14 protein-coding genes are annotated in these 16,597 nt (G+C 69.5%); 2 read left to right on the top strand and 12 right to left on the bottom strand.

The features are described 5' to 3' along the window. Nucleotides 1-68 precede the first annotated feature (68 nt). Nucleotides 69-1,241, top strand: a complete 1,173-nt coding sequence (locus FZP69_RS16730; protein ID WP_152042521.1) for an enolase C-terminal domain-like protein — start codon at nucleotides 69-71, stop codon at nucleotides 1,239-1,241. Between the two features lie 99 nt (nucleotides 1,242-1,340). Here FZP69_RS16730 and FZP69_RS16735 read toward each other — a convergent pair whose 3' ends face one another. The 12 genes from FZP69_RS16735 to FZP69_RS16790 form a co-directional block, all read right to left on the bottom strand. Then, entirely contained in the window at nucleotides 1,341-2,603 is a 1,263-nt protein-coding gene (locus tag FZP69_RS16735; protein WP_152042522.1) for an MFS transporter, read from the bottom strand. A gap of 6 nt (nucleotides 2,604-2,609) precedes the next feature. Next, nucleotides 2,610-3,389, bottom strand: a complete 780-nt coding sequence (locus FZP69_RS16740) for an HpcH/HpaI aldolase family protein (RefSeq protein ID WP_152042523.1) — start codon at nucleotides 3,387-3,389, stop codon at nucleotides 2,610-2,612. Beyond that, complete coding sequence (locus FZP69_RS16745) at nucleotides 3,386-4,612, bottom strand: mandelate racemase/muconate lactonizing enzyme family protein (protein ID WP_152042524.1); 1,227 nt, start codon at nucleotides 4,610-4,612, stop codon at nucleotides 3,386-3,388. The genes FZP69_RS16740 and FZP69_RS16745 overlap by 4 nt, the downstream gene beginning before the upstream one ends. A gap of 160 nt (nucleotides 4,613-4,772) precedes the next feature. Then, a complete protein-coding gene (locus FZP69_RS16750) occupies nucleotides 4,773-5,840 on the bottom strand; it encodes a hypothetical protein (RefSeq protein WP_152042525.1) in 1,068 nt (355 codons plus the stop codon). A 2-nt stretch (nucleotides 5,841-5,842) separates the two neighbouring features. Further along, a complete protein-coding gene (locus FZP69_RS16755) occupies nucleotides 5,843-6,130 on the bottom strand; it encodes a hypothetical protein (RefSeq protein ID WP_152042526.1) in 288 nt (95 codons plus the stop codon). Between the two features lie 187 nt (nucleotides 6,131-6,317). Further along, entirely contained in the window at nucleotides 6,318-7,289 is a 972-nt protein-coding gene (locus tag FZP69_RS16760) for a D-2-hydroxyacid dehydrogenase (RefSeq protein WP_152042527.1), read from the bottom strand. A gap of 127 nt (nucleotides 7,290-7,416) precedes the next feature. After that, nucleotides 7,417-8,688 (bottom strand): hypothetical protein, encoded by a 1,272-nt coding sequence (locus FZP69_RS16765; RefSeq protein ID WP_152042528.1) that lies wholly within the window; start codon nucleotides 8,686-8,688, stop codon nucleotides 7,417-7,419. A 6-nt stretch (nucleotides 8,689-8,694) separates the two neighbouring features. Next, nucleotides 8,695-9,750: a 3-isopropylmalate dehydrogenase gene (locus FZP69_RS16770; RefSeq protein ID WP_152042529.1), complete on the bottom strand. Its 1,056-nt coding sequence runs from the start codon at nucleotides 9,748-9,750 to the stop codon at nucleotides 8,695-8,697. Between the two features lie 89 nt (nucleotides 9,751-9,839). Continuing rightward, nucleotides 9,840-10,997 carry an ABC transporter ATP-binding protein gene (locus FZP69_RS16775; protein WP_152042530.1) on the bottom strand — a complete coding sequence of 386 codons (1,158 nt, stop codon included), beginning with the start codon at nucleotides 10,995-10,997 and terminating at the stop codon, nucleotides 9,840-9,842. A 272-nt stretch (nucleotides 10,998-11,269) separates the two neighbouring features. Beyond that, entirely contained in the window at nucleotides 11,270-12,103 is an 834-nt protein-coding gene (locus tag FZP69_RS16780) for a carbohydrate ABC transporter permease (protein ID WP_152042531.1), read from the bottom strand. Further along, the gene (locus FZP69_RS16785) at nucleotides 12,103-13,044 is read right to left on the bottom strand and encodes a carbohydrate ABC transporter permease (protein WP_240137667.1); all 942 of its coding nucleotides are present in this window, start codon (nucleotides 13,042-13,044) and stop codon (nucleotides 12,103-12,105) included. The genes FZP69_RS16780 and FZP69_RS16785 overlap by 1 nt, the downstream gene beginning before the upstream one ends. Before the next feature lie 134 nt (nucleotides 13,045-13,178). Then, nucleotides 13,179-14,786, bottom strand: coding sequence for an ABC transporter substrate-binding protein (locus FZP69_RS16790; RefSeq protein ID WP_240137669.1), 1,608 nt, complete (start codon nucleotides 14,784-14,786; stop codon nucleotides 13,179-13,181). 233 nt (nucleotides 14,787-15,019) lie between these two features. Between FZP69_RS16790 and FZP69_RS16795 the strand changes: the two genes are divergently transcribed. Continuing rightward, the gene (locus FZP69_RS16795) at nucleotides 15,020-16,585 is read left to right on the top strand and encodes a TCP-1/cpn60 chaperonin family protein (protein ID WP_152042532.1); all 1,566 of its coding nucleotides are present in this window, start codon (nucleotides 15,020-15,022) and stop codon (nucleotides 16,583-16,585) included. Nucleotides 16,586-16,597: the final 12 nt, after the last annotated feature.

Genomic DNA, 16,597 nt, shown 5'->3' on the forward strand with positions numbered 1-16,597 from the left:
TGGAGATCGCCACGCGACCACACGGACGACGGAAACAGCTATCGGCCGACGCCGGGAACCCACGTGACGTGACACCGACGATCACGAAAGTCGAGACGGTCGAGTTCTCGTTCCCGGTCGAGGACGTCGGACTGCCACCCGAGGGATTCAGCCTGATCTACGCCCCCGGCGAGACGCTCCATCGCAAACTGTTCGGCGTCAAGATCCACACCGACGTCGGCATCACCGGCGAGTACGTCGGCGGCAACTCGCCGGCGGCCGCACAGATCAACATGTTCGGCCAGTATCTCGTCGGGCGCAACCCCCTCCGTCGAGAACGGATCTGGAGCGGGCTCAAGCGGGCCCTCCGGAAGTACGACCGCATGGGGATGGGACCGATCGACATCGCCCTCTGGGACTTCGCCGGGAAGTACCACGACGCGCCCATCCACGAACTCCTCGGGACGTACCGGACGCGCCTCCCGGCGTACGCCTCCACGTACGGGGGCGACGTGAGCGGCGGGCTGGACTCGCCGGAGGCGTACGCCGACTTCGCCGAGGACTGCCTCGACCGGGGGTATCCGGGGTTCAAGATCCACGTCTGGGACATGGAGTCGTGGGGCGACCTCGACCGCGACGTCGCGACGGTCCACGCCGTCGGCGAGCGAGTCGGCGACGAGATGGATCTGATGCTCGACCCCGCCTGCCAGTACGAGACGTTCGCGGACGCGCTCAGGGTGGGGCGAGCCTGTGACGAGGAGGGGTTCTTCTGGTACGAGGACCCCTACCGCGACGGCGGCATCTCCCAGCACGGCCACCGGAAGCTCTCGGAGCGGCTCGACACGCCGATCCTGCAAACCGAACACGTCCGTGGCCTCGAACCCCACACCGACTTCATCGCCTCGGGGGCGACCGACTTCGTCCGCGCCGACCCGGAGTACGACGCGGGCATCACCGGCGCGATGAAGATCGCCCGCGTCGCCGAGGGGTTCGGCCTCGACGTGGAGTACCACGCGCCCGGCCCGGCCCAGCGCCACTGCATGGCGGCTACCCGGAACGCGAACTACTACGAGATGGCGCTCGTCCACCCCATCGTCGAGAACCCGGTGCCGCCGGTGTACCGCGGTGGGTACGCGGACCGGCTGGACTCGATCGACGGCGACGGCACCGTGGCGGTACCTGACGGACCCGGTCTCGGCGTCGACTACGACTGGGAGTACATCGACGACCACCGGACGGGGAGCGTCCACGTGTACGAGTGAGTTCGATTCGGAGCGTCGCGTGTGAGTGAGCCGACGGCCGAGGATCGGTCTACCGGCAGACACCGGTGTCGTCGCCGCGACTACCGACACCGGAGCCGGTCAGGCCGACGGCGTCGCGGTCGGCTCCGGGAGGCTCTCGGTGAGGGTGAGCGCGACCAGCACCGCGGCGGCGAACGCGAGGCTGCTGGCGACGAGAAAGGCCGTCCCGTACCCCACCACGCTCGCGAGACCGCCGACGGCGACCGGGCCGACGATCCCACCGAGCCCGCGGGCGGTCGAGCGGAAGCCGATGAGCTCGGATTCGCGGTCGACGGGGGCGACGTCGCCGATGAACGAGACGGCACCGACGCGCAGCAGCGAGAAGGCGACCGCGAGGACGAACATCCCGACGGCCGCGACGACGATCTGTCCGGTGCGTGCGCCGACTGAGCCGGCCAGCGCGAGGAGGGCGGCAGAGCCACCGCTCCCGGCCATCCCGACGCTGATGAGCGGCTTGCGGCCGAGCCGGTCGGCGAGCCCGCCCGAGAGGTACATGAACACGATCTGTCCGGCCGGGTTGATCGCGAGGAGCGCACCCATCGTCGCCTCCGTCAGCCCGAGCGTCTCGACGAGGTAGACGGGGAGGAGGCTCCCGACGCCGAGGACGGTGACGTTCCGGAACAGCACGGCCAGATACAGCCACCGGAGGCCGTTCGTCCGGAAGTGGGCCCGGCTCTCCCGCGAGGGGAACAGCCGACGGCGCACCTCGCGACCGACCTCGCCGACGGAGAGCGATCGAGCCGGAGCCGGCGTCGGGTCGTCGACGAGGAGCACCGCGAGGAAGACGGCGGCCGTGACGAGCGTGACGACGAGGTAGAGGCTCCACGGCGCGAGGAGGCCGAGGAGGAAGCCCGCCGACAGCTGGCCGATCGTGGAGCCGGCGCCCTGGGCGCTGCTGAACAGCCCGACCGACCGGCCGCGCTGGTCGTCGCCGCCGAGCGTGTTGACGATCGTCAGCAGGATGGGGAGGTACGCCGCGGCGAACAGCGCGTAGACGGTCCGGACCGCCAGCGGGCCGACGACGCCGCGGACGACGAGGAGGGGGAGCGTCGCGAGCGTCGCGAGCCCCGACGCGACCAGGAGTACGGCGCGGCGGCGGCCGGTGACGTCGGCGAGGGCACCCCAGATGGGCGAGCAGACGGTCCACCCGAAGAAGAAGGCGGTGACGACGAGGCCGACGCTGAGCGGCGACCCACCCGCCCGCCCGATGTAGACGGCCATGGCGATGGCCATCAGCATCGGACTCCCCTTGCTCGCGACGGCCGCGATCACGAGCGCGGCCTGCTGGCGTCGGCTGGAGTCGGTGAGCGTGACCGACGACACTCCCGTCTACCCGTCCCCCGCGACGAGGTCGCTGGCGTGTTCGAGCGTCTCGGTCAGCCCCCGAGAGAGGTGGAGCGCGTCCACGTCGGCGGCGACGTAGTCGACGCCCCAGTCGAGCCGCGCGACGCGCGAGTCGGCGTCGGTCGCGAGCGTGCCGACGGCGACGCCGGCGTCGTGCGCGACCGAGATCACGTGGTCGACCGCCTTGAGGAACGCCTCGTTCTCCCACTCGCCGAAGCAGTCCATCGACATCGAGAGGTCGACCGGACCGACGAACACGCCGTCGATGCCGTCGACGGCGGCGATCTCGGCCGCGTTGTCGACGGCGGCCGCCGACTCCAGCTGGACGTGGCGCGCGAGCGACTCGTCGACCGTCTCGACGTGGTCGGCGAGCGTGTGGCCGTACCCCGACGCCCGGCCGACGCCGAGCCCGCGGCTCCCCGCGGGCGGGTAACGCGAGGCGTCGACGATGGCCTCGGCTTCGTCGACGGTCTCGACCATCGGGACGAGGATCGCGTCCGGATCGCGGTCGAGCGTCCGTTTCAGCGTCGTCGGCTCGCCGTCGGCGACGCGTACGAGCGACTCCGACTCGCCGGGGGCGGCGTCGATCGCCCGGAGCATCCCCTCCATCGTCTCGTACGACATCGACGAGTGTTCGGCGTCGATCGCCACGAAGTCGTAGCCGATGCTCGCCGACAGCTCTGCCACAGCCGGCGACGGGATGGCAGTCCACGTCCCCACGAGCGGCGTCGACGCCGAGGCCGCCCGTTTGAAGCGTCCGGTCACGCGAACATCGTCCCTCCGTCGCCGTCGAGCAGGTGCTCTTGGGCGACGTCCTCGTCGAGGTCGATCCCCAGGCCCGGCTCCTCCGGCACCTCGATGTAGCCGTCCTGGATGAGCGGTTCCGACCGGGAGTGGAGGTCGTCCCACCACGGCACCTCCAGCGCGTGGAACTCCAGCGTGTCGAAGTTCGGGACGCACGCGCCGAGGTGGACGCACGCCATCGTCCCGATGGGGCCGCAGACGTTGTGTGGCGAGAAGGCGATGTAGTTCTCCTCGGCGCGGTTGGCGATGGCCTTCGACTCGGCCAGTCCACCGCAGGTCGACGGGTCCGGCGTGATCACGTCGACGCCGAAGTCGTACAGCAGCTGTTTGAACTCGTGGACGCGGAAGCGGTTCTCGCCGGTCGCCAGCGGCGTCGTCGTCGCGCGGTTCACCTCGCGCTGGGCGTCCATGTTCTCCGGCGGAACGACGTCCTCAAGCCACATCAGGTCGTACGGCTCGAGCTTCGACGCGAGACGTTTGGCGCTGTCGACGGTGTAGTCCCAGTGACAGTCGAACGCGAGGTCGATGTCGTAGCCAATCTCGTCACGGATGGCCTCGACCGCCTCGACCTTCGTCCGGATGGCGGCGTTGCTGACGCGGCCGTTGTACGGATCGGGGTGGTTGTCGAACGGTTGATCGAGGTCGAACTTGAGGGCGGTGAAACCCATGTCGGCCACCCGCGCCGCCTCGGCGGCGTATGCGTCCGGCTGGTAGGTGTCGTCGTCGTGGGGGCTGTGGTAGCCGTGTTCGAGCTCGAACGCCGCGCCGGCGTGACAGTCGCAGTAGATGCGCACCGCGTCGCGGTACTTCCCGCCGAGCAGCTGGTAGACCGGCACGTCGAGGAGTTTGCCCGCGACGTCCCAGAGGGCGATCTCGATGCCCGACGCCGCCGTGACGACCTTGCCGGTGGTGCCGCCGTGGCCGGAGGTCTCCTGGACCATTCGCCGGAACAGCCGCTCGACGTCGAGGGGGTTCTCGCCGACGAGGAAGCTCTTCATATACTCCATGACGGTCGTGACACCCCCACCGCGGTAGGATTCGCCGATCCCGGTCACGCCCGCGTCGGTGTGGACGCGCACGAAGTTCCAGTTGAAGTTGCCCTCGACGACGCACGTTTCGATGTCCGTGATCGCCACGTCGCGGGCGTCCGCCCGGTTCGTCGCGTGGTTCGAGTAGTCGCGCATCTCAGCCCCACGCTCCGGTGGCCGTCGCGTTCGCTGTCTGCTGCATCGTACCCTCACCGAGACGGCACTGGTTCTTAGCTATTGTGCCGGGTTCACCAGACCGTCCACGCGGAGCGATCCGATCACGGTCGGCGAGCCATCGCGGCCGCCGCCGACCGTCTCAGCCGGCACACGACGCGCCGGCCGCCGCCGCCCGGTCGCGGAGCGTCGCCCGGTCGCGTTCGAGCGGCGTGGGGTCGCCGTCGACCCGCCCCTCCTCGAGCCGGGTCGTCACCGCCGCGGCGACCTGACACTCCGCGGCGTGGAGGTCCGACTCGACCGACGCGGCGCGCTCGCGCTGGCTGGCCGAGAGCTCCCGCTCCCGCGCGGAGTCGAGCAGCCCGGTCACCGTCTCCGACAGCACGACCGACTGTGCCGTGTGCGTCCGCAGTCGGTTCACGCTGTCGCGATCCCACCGCAGTTCGACGGCCTCCTCGTCGAGCGCGCTGACGAGGAACGCGGCCTTGTCGAGCGTCGCGTCGGTGCTGTCGTAGCCGGGGACGACCGCGGCACGGCCGTCGTAGCCGACGAGGACCGCGCGTTCGGGCGCGCTGTACACCTCGGCGGGGTACGCCGCCGCCCCGACGCCGGCGATTCCGACGAGGAAGACAACTACGAGGAAGACGCTCATGAACGACCGCGGCGCGCCCCGGACGGGCGTCGTCCTGAAGAACGGGTGCCGGCGGGTCCGCTTCATCGTGACGGTGGCCGCCCGCTCGACGAGGTCCGCGAGCGCGTGGGTCTTCTTCGAGGCACCGGTGACGACGAGCCGGCCCTCCGTCCCGATGCGGACGAACGAGTTGTGGAAGCCGGTGTGGTTCACCGTGAGGCCCGGTCCCTCCCGGAAGCGGTCTCGTCGGCAGTCGTCGTACTCGTCCGCGGTGTCGACCGCGGTCTGGATGTCGGCGAGCACGCGCTCGGAGTCGTCGACCGACTCCGTCGAGACGAAGATCGACTTGCGCTCGAAGCTCAGCCCGCGGCCGTTGCGCCGGTACTCCGCGAGCTGTCGAACCCACCGCTTGCCGCGGGCGGTGACGACCGGCACCGTCGGGATGACGACGGCCGCGCCGACGGCGAACAGGTAGCCGCGGGTCGACTCCGGCGCGACGCCGTAGCTGATCGCGGTCCAGACGCTCGCGACGACGAGCGTCGCCGTCGCGCCGATCACGAACGCTCGCAGCTTGTTCATCGCTATCGCTTCCCGAGGAACGTCTTCTTCAGGTGGCCGATGATCCCGACCTTCCGCCGCTCGCTCTCCGCCTCGAACACCGGCTCGAGCTTCCGTTCGAGATCCTCGCGGTCCTCGAAACGGTCCACGTCGGTCTGTGCGAACAGCTCCGCGACCATGATCGAGTTGCCCTTCTTATCCACCTGGATGTTCGACAGGGCGTGTTCGCGTTCGACTCGCCGGACCGAGACGGGGTACGACCACCCCGACTCCTCGATGAGTTCGTGGACTGCCGCCGGACCGTGAGTCATACTCCGAGTTCGCGCGTCCTCGAATATAAACCTTACACGGTCGAGACGTCGTGCGCCCGCAGACGGGCGCCGGCCAGTCACGTCGTCTCCCGGCCCAGCACCCGTCACCCCCCGGCCACGTCGCTGCCCGCCAGTCACGTCGTCGCCCGACCGCGGACGACCGTCTCCCGCGCGAGCGTCCCGCCGCTCACGCGACGCGGTTGCGGAGGTCGTCGAGATCGCCGGCCGCGACGGCGGGCCAGTTCTCCGCGACGATAGCCGCGGCGCGCCGGTAGTACGCCGGCGTGTGTCCCGACGCGTGCGGGGTGATGAAGACGTTCTCCAGATCCCACAGCGGATGGCCGGGCGGGAGGGGCTCGGGATCGGTCACGTCGAGCGCCGCCCCACCGATGGCGTTGTCCTGGAGCGCCGCGACGAGCGCGTCCGTCTCGACGAGTGGACCGCGGCCGACGTTCACGACCACCGTGTGCGGCTCCATCGTCGTCAGCGCCGCCTCGTCGACGATGCCGCGGGTCTCCGGCGTGAGCGGGCACGCCAGCACCACGTAGTCGCTCTGCGCGAACGCGTCGGCGAGCGCCTCGTCGTCAGAGAACCCCACCACCTCGTCGGTCGGCCCACCCTTCGACGGGGTGTAGCGGACACCGATGGTGTCGACCGCGAACGGGTCGAGCCGATCGACGATCGCCGTCCCGATCGCGCCGAGCCCGACGACGGTGACAGTGCTGCCGAACAGCTCGGTCGCCTGGCCGCGGCGCCACTCGTGTCGCTCCTGCTGGCGCCAGAAGCGCCGGAACTCCCGGGCGAACTGGAGCACGACGCCGATCACGTGTTCGGCCATGTTCGGCCCGTGGACGCCCGAGGCGTTCGTCACGGCCACGCCCGCCGACCGCAACGCGTCGAGCGGCAGGTGCTCGTAGCCGGCCGACGCACACGCGAACAGCCGCAGCTCCGGTGCGTTCGCGACGAGCGATTCGTCGATCTCGTGACCGGCGACGACCCGCGCCGACTGCACGAGGTCGCGTTCCTCGCTGGGCGTCGCCCCCCGAGCGACCCTCACCTCGGAGGGGAGCTGGTCGCGGAGCGCGTCGGCGTATTCGACCGTGGAGATGCCGTGAGCACCCTTGCGGAGCACGACGACGTCCGGTGCGTCGTCGGTCACTGTCGTCGACCTCCTCGTCGAGTCATACGGGGTCAATGCCGACGTGGGAATAAGCCGTGTGTCAGCCGGCAACGTTTACCCGTTCCCACTCGTCGCGAACACGACGCGTTCCCGCCCGCCGCGAACGCTACCCGTTCTCGGTCGCCGCGAGGAGCGACTGCACGCACGAGTCGCCGAGGCGGATCCCCGACGGACGGTGGACGTACGAGAGGAGGATCTCGACCCGCCCCGTCCGGGTGTCCGTCGCGACGCGCGTCCCGTTCGCGTCGAACGTCCGGACGGTCGCCGTGTACGCGCCCCACCGCACCGTCGCGTCGCTGTCGGCGGCGAGCGCGGCCCCGACCGACGCGGCGGCCCGCGGCGACGCCCACCGGTCGAGCGCCAGATCGAACTGCGTCCCGTCGGGCGACGCGTACCGCACGAGGTGCCGAACCAGCGGCTCCGTGGGGAGCCCCAGCGCGGCGCGATCCTCGAACGTCGTGACGTTCTCCGCCGAACGGATCTCCCAGCCGTCCAGCCCGCTCGAACTCGCGCCGGGCACTACGCCGGGGCGGAGCTGGACCGGATGGTCCCCGGCGGGTGGTCGCGGGCAGTCGAGCGCCGCGTAGTCGACCGGGGTTAGCGTCGGGGTGGGTGGCGGTGTCGGTGTCGGGGGTCGCGTCGTCTCGAGCGATCCGACCGGTGCGGGCGAAGCGGTCGCGTCGGCAGGCGATGCCGTGCCGCCGGCTCCGAGCGTGCGGAGCGCGGGGACCGCGCCGACGACCGCGGCGGCGGCGACGCAGACCACGAGGAGCAGGACGAGTGCGATCCGGGTGTGCGGTCGGAGGTGCCCCACTCCGGTCGCACCCTCCAGGCGGTCGCGGACCGCGGAGAGCGGTCGTGTCCGGTGGGGGAGTCCGTCCGGCGTCGCCCCCACCGACGCGAACGCCCCCGCGCCGTCGCCGAGGTGACGCTCGAGCACCGTGCTCGCCCGTGCGCGGTCGACGGCGTAGCGGACGGTCTGGAGGAGTTCGTCGGCGTCGACGACCCGGTCGTCGGAGGGGTGTGTCTCCCCGGCTCGCTCGACGCGCTGTGAGGTGACGATGCGCGTGGGGACAGGTGTGGCGTCGCCTGCGTCGGCGTCCGCGTCACTCCCGTCGACGACTCCGCCGTTGTCCGTCGGAGCGGTGACCGCCTCGGGATCGCCGTGTGTCACGACGAGCCGGCGTCGTCCGCGGCCCTCGCCGTCGGTCGTGAGCGTCGTCCCGTCGCGCTCGACCGTTCGGCCGCGCGCCCGCCAGAGGTCGGCGACGAACGCCGCGAACGCCTCCGGGGAGAGCCGGGCGAGGGCCGCTGCGAACCGCCGCCGGTCGGCGCCGGCGGCCGGGTCGTCGTCACGGTCGCCGGACGCTCGGGACATCGATCCTCAGAACCGGTCGCGGAGGTCGGCGACGACGGCCTCGGTGCCGGCGTCGCCGCCGAGGTCGGGCGTCCGCGGTGCCGTCCCGTCCGCGAGTTGGGCGGCCACCGCGTCCCAGAGGTCGGTCGCGGCCGTCGCCTCCCCGAGGTGGTCGTACAGCATCGAGACCGACAGCACCGTCGCCAGCGGGTTGGCGACCCCCTGGCCCGTGATGTCCGGTGCGCTCCCGTGGACGGGCTCGAACATCGACGGCGAGTGCCCCTCGACGTTGATGTTCGCGGAGGGAGCCAGTCCCATGCTCCCGCTGACGATGGCGCCGATGTCGGTGAGGATGTCGCCGAAGAGGTTCGAGGCGACGATCACGTCGAACTCGTCGGGACGCCGAACCAGATCCATCGAGGCGGCGTCGACGAGCAGCCGTTCGACCTCGACGTCGGGGTACTCCTCTGCGACCTCCTCGACGATCTGGTCCCAGAACACCATCCCGTACGCCTGCGCGTTCGACTTGGTGACGTTCGTCAGGTAGCCCTCGCGCTCTGTCGCCGCCTCGAACGCGGCGCGGACGATCGCCTCGGTTCCCTGCCGGGTGTAGACGGCGGTCTGGATCGCCACCTCGTGATCGTAGCCGCGGTGTTCGTGCCCGCCGATGTCGGCGTACTCGCCCTCCGTGTTCTCGCGGAAGACGACGAAGTCGATGTCGCCGCCGCCGTAGCCGCGGAGGGGGCTCTCGACGCCCTCGAACAGCACCGAGGGCCGCTTGCACACCTGCTGGTCGAACGACTTCCTGATCGGGAGCATCATCCCCCTGAGCGTCACGTGGTCGGGGATCTCCGGGTGGCCGACGGCGCCGAGGAGGATCGCGTCGAACGGTTCGAGCGTCTCGATCGCGTCGTCGGGCATCATCGCCCCCTCGGTGAGGTAGCGTTCGCTCCCCCAGTCGTATCTCGTGGTCTCGACCGAGAAGCCGTGTCTGTCGGCCGCGTCTTCGAGGAGCGGAAGCGTCGCGTCCACGACCTCCACGCCGATACCGTCGCCTGGAAGGAGTGCGATCTCGTAAGGCACACCACACCATCACGAAGCGTGGTAAAAAGCGTTCCCCCCCCACCGGCTGGCACGTGGCCGTCGACGGCCCGTCGGGCGATCGTGGGCGATCAGACCTGCTGTTCGATCGTCTGCGGCGCCTCCTCGGCGCGGTTGTGGCCGTGGACGACCGCCTCCTCCGTGTCACGGTCGAACAGGTGGAGATCGGCCTCGTCGAACGTGATCCGGACGGTATCGCCGATCTCGGGCTCGATCTCGACGGGCGTGCGAACCCGGCACTCCTGGCCGGCCAGATCCAAGTAGAGGAAGTTGTCCGAACCGATGACCTCGACGACGTCGACCGTCGCCTCGAACGACTTCTCGGCCGGTGCGTCCTCGTCCACCCGGAGGTTCTCCGGGCGAATCGCGAGGATGTACTCGCCCGTCCCCGCGTCGATGGTGTCGACGAGTTCCGTCGACACCGCGTACTCGAAGCCGTCGCCGACGAGCGTCCCGGTCCCGTCACCCGCGACGTCGAGCGAGACGTCGAAGAAGTTCATCGACGGCGAGCCGATGAAGTCCGCCACGAACGCGTTCGCTGGGCGGTAGTAGACGTCCTTCGGCGTCCCGACCTGCTGGAGCCGCCCGTTGTCGAGGATGACGATCCGGTCGGCCATCGTCATCGCCTCCTCCTGGTCGTGCGTGACGTAGATGGTCGTGATCCCGAGCTCGGTGTGGATGCGCGCCAGCTCCGTCCGCATGTGCTTGCGGAGCTGTGCGTCGAGGTTCGACAGCGGCTCGTCGAAGAGGAACACGGAGGGCTCGCGGACGATGGCACGACCGGTCGCGACGCGCTGTTGCTGGCCGCCCGAGAGGCTGCCGGGCTTCTTGTCGAGCAGGTCCTCGATCCCCATCATCTCGGCGGCCTCGACGACGCGCCGGTCGATCTCTTCCTCCTGGAGGTCGGTGCTCAGGTTCAGCCCGTACGCCATGTTCTGCCGGACGGTCTTGTGCGGGTAGAGCGCGTACGACTGGAACACCATCGCGATGTCCCGGTCGCGCGGCGAGAGCTCGTTCACCCGTGTCCCGTCGAGTTTGATCTCCCCGTCGGTGATCGTCTCCAGCCCGGCCAGCATCCGGAGCGTCGTCGACTTCCCACAGCCGGAGGGGCCGACGAACACCACGAACTCACCGTCCGGGATGTCTAACGACAGCTCCTCGACCGCGACGATCGGTCCCGAGCTGTCCTCGAACACCTTTGTCACGTCGTTGAATTCTACACGTGCCATGCTAATATCGCTCAACCGCTGGTTTGCTTCTCTATTATTTAATAGTGTCTCATTGGCCAGGCGTTCGCGTCACCCTCCGGCCGACCGATCGGAGTGGTACTGGGTCGTCAGGACAGGCACACGCGAAGACGGCGGCAACGACCGCCGGAGCCGGAGTCTGTGTCTCGACGGACCGAACCAGAGCGAACTGAACCAGACCGAGCAGAGAGCGGCCGTCGTCCGGCGAGGTCCAGCGAGAGAATCCGAGAGCGAGCCGAAACGGGGAGTTGCGCTTACACCCCGCCGAGCCCCTCGCCGACGTAGCGCTGGGAGAGGCCGTAGAAGACGACCGGCGGCGCGACGAGGAGGACGACGGCGGCCATCAGGATGTTCCACTCGCGGAGCACGTCGCTCCCGAGGATGAAGTGGATCGCCACGGTCGCGGTGCGGACGTCCTCGTCGCTGGTGAGGACGAACACCCAGAGGAAGTTGTTCCACGCGGTGAGGAACGCGAACAGCGCGGCCGCGCCGACGGCGGGGGCCGACAGCGGGAGCACGATGCGGAGGAACGCCCCGATCTCCGTGTGGCCGTCGATGAGCGCGGCCTCCTCGATGTTCTCGGGGATGCCCTGCCGGAAGAAGCCCTGGAGCAGCCAGATCGTCTGCGGCAGGACGAAGATCGACAGCGCGATGATGATCCCGGTGAGCGTGTTGATCAGCCCCAGGACGAAGAACACCTCGTACACCGGGATCGTGATGACGATCCACGGGAACATGATCGTGAAGACGGCGGTGTAGAACAGCAGCTTCCGTCCGGGGAAGTCCAGTCGGGCGAACGCGTACGCGCCGGGGATCGAGAAGAGCAGCGAGATGACCGTCGCGGAGATCGAGACGACGATGCTGTTGCGGAAGAACGTCACGAAGTCGAACTGTTCCCAGATCCGGCCGTACGCCTGGAGCGTGATGTTCTCCAGTGCCGGGATGATGCCGACGCTCGGGTCGATCGCCGCGAAGTTCGTCAGGAACGACGTCCGGGCGACCCAGTAGTACGGCACCAGCGCGAACAGCGCGAAGACGGCGAGCGCGGCGTACAGCAGGACTCGGGAACGGCGGGTTTCGTTGATCATCAGACGTACAGCTCCTCCTCGTCCTGGATCACGGTGACGTAGAAGATGGCGGTCGTCATCGAGATGAGGATCATCGCCATGCCCAGCGTGTACGCCCGCGCGAAGTTGAGGTTGACGTACGCCGTCTCGTACGTGAGGATGCTCATCAGCATCGTCCGCGTGCCGGGGCCACCCCCCGTGAGCTCGAACGGCTGGGCGAACTCGGCGACGTTCCACGCCGTCCGGAGCGCGAGGATGATGATGGTCGGCGTGACGAGGTGCGGGAGCGTGACGTCACGGAACCGTCGGAGCCGTCCCGCCCCGGCCAGCGCGGCGGCCTCGTACTGTTCGCGGGGGATGCCGACGATGGCGGCGGCGTAGATGATGCCCGCGTAGCCGTAGTCGTGCCACGACTGGGCGACGATGAGCGACACGTAGGGCCAGACCCCGTCGGCGAGGAACGCGGGCGCGTCCATCCCGAGGAAGTCCGAGACGATCACCGGCATGAGCCCGAAGTCGCTGTTGAGGAACCACATCCAGATGACACCGCCCGCGAGCGGTGCCGAGAAGTACGGCGACATGATGATCGCGCTCGTCCAGTCGCGCCAGCCGGCCCGGAGTTCGCTCAACAGGAGCGCCGCGAAGAGCCCGATGACGAGCTGGAGGAACGTCGTGCCGAAGACGAACAGCAGAGTCCAGCCGAAGGCGAAGTGAAAGAGGTCGTTCGTCAGGAGCCACACGTAGTTGTCGAGACCGACGAACGAGCCGCCGGCACCGAGCCGTGTGTTCGTGAACGTGAGCCAGATGCCCCTGACGATGGGGAAGTAGAACAGCAGCGTGAACATCACGAACGTGGGGAGGATGAACAGGTAGCCGATCCAGTGCTCGCGGAGGCGGTCGACGATAGTCGTCTCCTCCATCCCGTACTTCTGTCTGATGTGTTGTGCGGTTTGCTGTGACACGGTTGCTTCGGTGTCTACGGGGGTAATTAAAAAACGTTTGGGAACCCGTTCGGATTCGGGGAGAACGCCGAGCGCCGAGCGACGCTGGGGCCGTCCGTCCGAGCCCGAAGAAAGCCGGGTGTGGGGCCGTCCGGTTACCGTCCGAGCCGCTCTTCGATGCGCTGGCGGACGAGACCGGGCGTCTCCTCCATCGTGTGCTGACCGGCGATGGCCTGGCTGATCGTCTCGTTGATGTCGGTCCACCGGATCGGGTCCGTCTCCCTGACGTCCCACGCCGCGCCGGTGGTCGAGTACTGCGTGCCGTACGTGTCGGCGTTCCGGTACGCCTGCTCGGTGCTCTGCGCCAGGTCGTACTCGTCGAGGATCGCCTGCAGCTTGGGCTGGAGACCCGGCAGCGACTCGTAATGCTCGCCCCACGCCGGCAGGACGAACTCGTTGTCGCTCAGCAGGAACATGTTGAGCGCCCACGCCGCGTTCTGCTGGGCGTCGCTGGCCTCGAAGACGGTCTGCTGCTGTTCGAGCGACCACATGTGGCCGCCGTGCTCGCCCTCGACGCCCTCGAGGTCGCTGATGCCGAAGTTGCTCCCGAACTCGGGGTCGACCTTCGGGTGCGGCAGGAGCATGAAGTCGCCCTCGCCGTCCTGCCAGCCGAACTGGACGTCCTCCTTGACGGCGCGCCAGCGGTTGGCGGTCGGGGTGGCGTAGTTGAACGACGCCACGCGGTCGGTCAGCATGAGCGACGGGATCTCCTCGTCACCGCGCGAGGCGGACTCGGAGCTGCTGAACTCCGTAGCCATCTTGACGCACGTCTTGATCATCCCGTCGGTCTTGCCGCGGTCCTCGTGGTCCTCGTTGGCCACGACGATGGTGTTGTCGCCGCCCTCGCCGCGCATCCACGGGTCCGTGCCGTCGGTGTACGCCGTCCGCGCGTATCCCCAGTACGACTCGAGGTCGCCGGGGACGCCGGTCTCCTCGTAGGCGATGGTGTCCATCTGCTCGTCGATCGCCCGGACCGCTTCGAGGAAGCCACTCCACGTCGCCAGGTCCTCGAACGGGTCGCTGACGCCGACCTGGCTGAAGATGCTCGGCCGGATGCCGAGGTTGCTGTTCGTCATCCGCATCGCACCGCCGGACCACCACTCGCCGCGGTACTGCGCGGATTCGACGTTCGCGGCGGTGAAGTCGTCCGGCAGGTTCGACGTGCTCTCGATGAACGGCGCGTGGTCGGGGACCTGTCCGTCGAGGTAGAACTGGAGGCCGCCACCGCCGGATTCGGCGAACGTCGGCGGGTTCCCCGACGACACCGTCGAGGCGAGCTTCGACCGGATGTCGCCGTAGGAGGCAGTCTGCAGCTCGACCGTCACGTTGCCCTGCTTCTCCTCGAAGACGCCCATCATCTCCTGGAAGTGGTTGCTGATCGAGGAGTTCTCGGCCGCCTGCGCGTTCAGGTAGTCGACCGTGACGCTCTCGGAGCCACCGGAGTCGGAGCTGTCCGAGTCCATGTCGCCCGAGTCGCCGTCGCCGGAGCCACCGTCGCCGGAGCCCGAGCCGCCATCACCGCCGTCGCCGCCGTCGCCGCCGTCGCCGCTGTCGCCGCCCGTACAGCCGGCGAGCGCACCGAGCGCACCCACGCTCGCCGCGGCTGCCGTCGACTGCATGAACCGGCGCCGGGAGGGCGTCTCGGCTGTCTCGTCTTCTCCGTCGGCTCTGCTGCTCTGCCTGTCCATGTCACGACGTGACATTATGATACAACCTGAGGGCAGGATCATAATAAATGTTCCTCACTGTCCGCGTCGGAACCGTCTGACGGGCGTCACCCGCCCGTTCGGGCCAGTGGGTGGAGCCGTTCGAGGCCACCCGAGAGCCAAGGCGGGTTCGAGCCTCGGCGGGCGTGAAGCCGAGACCCCCCGGCGAGGGCGGACCGGCGACCCTCGGTCCCGCACACTTATATCGGGCGCTCCCCGAGCCACGGGCGATGAACGACGCACGCGAGGAGTTGCTGGCCGACGTCCGTCGCGTCTGCGACCTCGTGGGGACGATGGTCGGACCGTTCGGGACGAACAAGCTCGTCGTCGAACCCGGCGGTCGCGTGACGACCACGTCGTCGACCAGCCTCTTTCTCGACCGACTGGCGCTGGACGACCCGGCGACGCTGCTCTTGCGGCAGGCGGCGAACGACTTCCGCGACACCCACGGCGACGGGGCGACGACGCTCGTCCTCCTGACGGGGGCGCTGCTCGACGCCAGCGAGGAGCTCGTCGAACGAGGTCTCCACCCGACGGCCGTCGCTCGTGGCTACCGGACGGCGCTCGACGTCGCACGGGAGCGTCTCGATGCACGCGCGCGACCCCTCTCGCTCGTCGGCGGGGAGGCGGTCGCCCGGACGGCCCTGACGGGGACGCGCAACCCCGCGGCCAGAGCCCGGATCAGCGCCGACGTGACCGAGGCGGTGGCCGCAGTGTCGGCGGCGGCCGGGCCGGGTGTCGGCCCGGAGAACGTCTCGGTCCTCGGACGTATCGGCGGATCGGGGGAGACGGAACTCGTCCACGGGGTCGTGATCGAGACACCGCCGGTCTCCGAGGCGATGCCCCGCCGCCTCCCCGACGCGGGCGTCGCCCTCCTCTCGTCGACGGTCGACGTCCCGAAGCTCGGCGGGCTGACCGACGAGGGATCCACGACGCGCTCGCTCGACGTGGACAGCTTCGAGGATCGAGCCGCCATCGGCGAGTACGAACGCGAGGAGTTCCGTCGACGGCTCTCGGCGGCGGTCGACGCCGGCTGTCGGTTCGTCGCCACCGAGGGCGGCGTCAACGACCGCGTCGAGGCGCTGCTCGCCGATGCGGGGATCACGGCGATCCAGCGCGTCGACGACGACGTGATGCGACGGCTGGTCCGGGCCACGGGCGGGCAGGTCGTCCCGTCGCTCGCCGACGTCACGAGCGAGACGCTCGGGCGGGGAGACGTTCGCGTCGAACGGCTCGCCGGCCGCGAGTTCGTCTACGTCGAGGCCGACCGATCGCCGACGTACACGTTCGTCTGCCGGGCACCGGATCCGCGCTCGGTCTCCGCGTTCGAGGGGAGCGTCGAGAGCGCAGTCGCCGCCGTCTTCCGCGCGACCGCCGACGACCGCGTCCTCCCCGGCGGTGGCGCGACCGAGATCGATCTCGAACGCGCGGTGAGAGACGCCGCCACTCGGACCGGCGGGGCCGAACAGCTGGCCATCGAGGCGTTCGGGCGGGCGCTCGCCGACCTCCCGCGCCGGCTCGCGGTCAGTGCCGGTCTCGACGGCTGGTCCGGGGTGATCCAGCTCCGCGTTGCACACCACGAGGGGCGCTCGTCGATGGGTGTCGACGCCCTCCACGGGGAGATCCGGGACGTCCTCGACGACGACCCGATCGTCGAACCGCTCGGGCTGAAGCGCGACGTGCTCGACGCCGCGACCGACCTCGCGGTGCAACTGCTGCGGATCGACGAGCGACTCCCCGCGAACGACCTCACCGACGACGACCGCGTCGCTGGCGGTCCGGCGGTGGGGGGCTGAGCGAGACGACCC

Origin of the sequence: Salinigranum salinum (assembly GCF_009176545.1) — an archaeon.
In the GTDB taxonomy this organism is placed as follows: Archaea; Halobacteriota; Halobacteria; order Halobacteriales; family Haloferacaceae; genus Salinigranum; species Salinigranum salinum.

Bases quoted from the DNA above. Each gene is read 5' to 3' on its own strand.
- FZP69_RS16745 (WP_152042524.1), bottom strand. From the start codon at position 4,612: ATGCGCGACTACTCGAACCACGCGACGAACCGGGCGGACGCCCGCGAC.
- FZP69_RS16750 (WP_152042525.1), bottom strand. From the start codon at position 5,840: ATGAACAAGCTGCGAGCGTTCGTGATCGGCGCGACGGCGACGCTCGTC.
- FZP69_RS16755 (WP_152042526.1), bottom strand. From the start codon at position 6,130: ATGACTCACGGTCCGGCGGCAGTCCACGAACTCATCGAGGAGTCGGGG.
- FZP69_RS16765 (WP_152042528.1), bottom strand. From the start codon at position 8,688: ATGTCCCGAGCGTCCGGCGACCGTGACGACGACCCGGCCGCCGGCGCC.
- FZP69_RS16775 (WP_152042530.1), bottom strand. From the start codon at position 10,997: ATGGCACGTGTAGAATTCAACGACGTGACAAAGGTGTTCGAGGACAGC.
- FZP69_RS16780 (WP_152042531.1), bottom strand. From the start codon at position 12,103: ATGATCAACGAAACCCGCCGTTCCCGAGTCCTGCTGTACGCCGCGCTC.
- FZP69_RS16790 (WP_240137669.1), bottom strand. From the start codon at position 14,786: ATGTCACGTCGTGACATGGACAGGCAGAGCAGCAGAGCCGACGGAGAA.
- FZP69_RS16795 (WP_152042532.1), top strand. From the start codon at position 15,020: ATGAACGACGCACGCGAGGAGTTGCTGGCCGACGTCCGTCGCGTCTGC.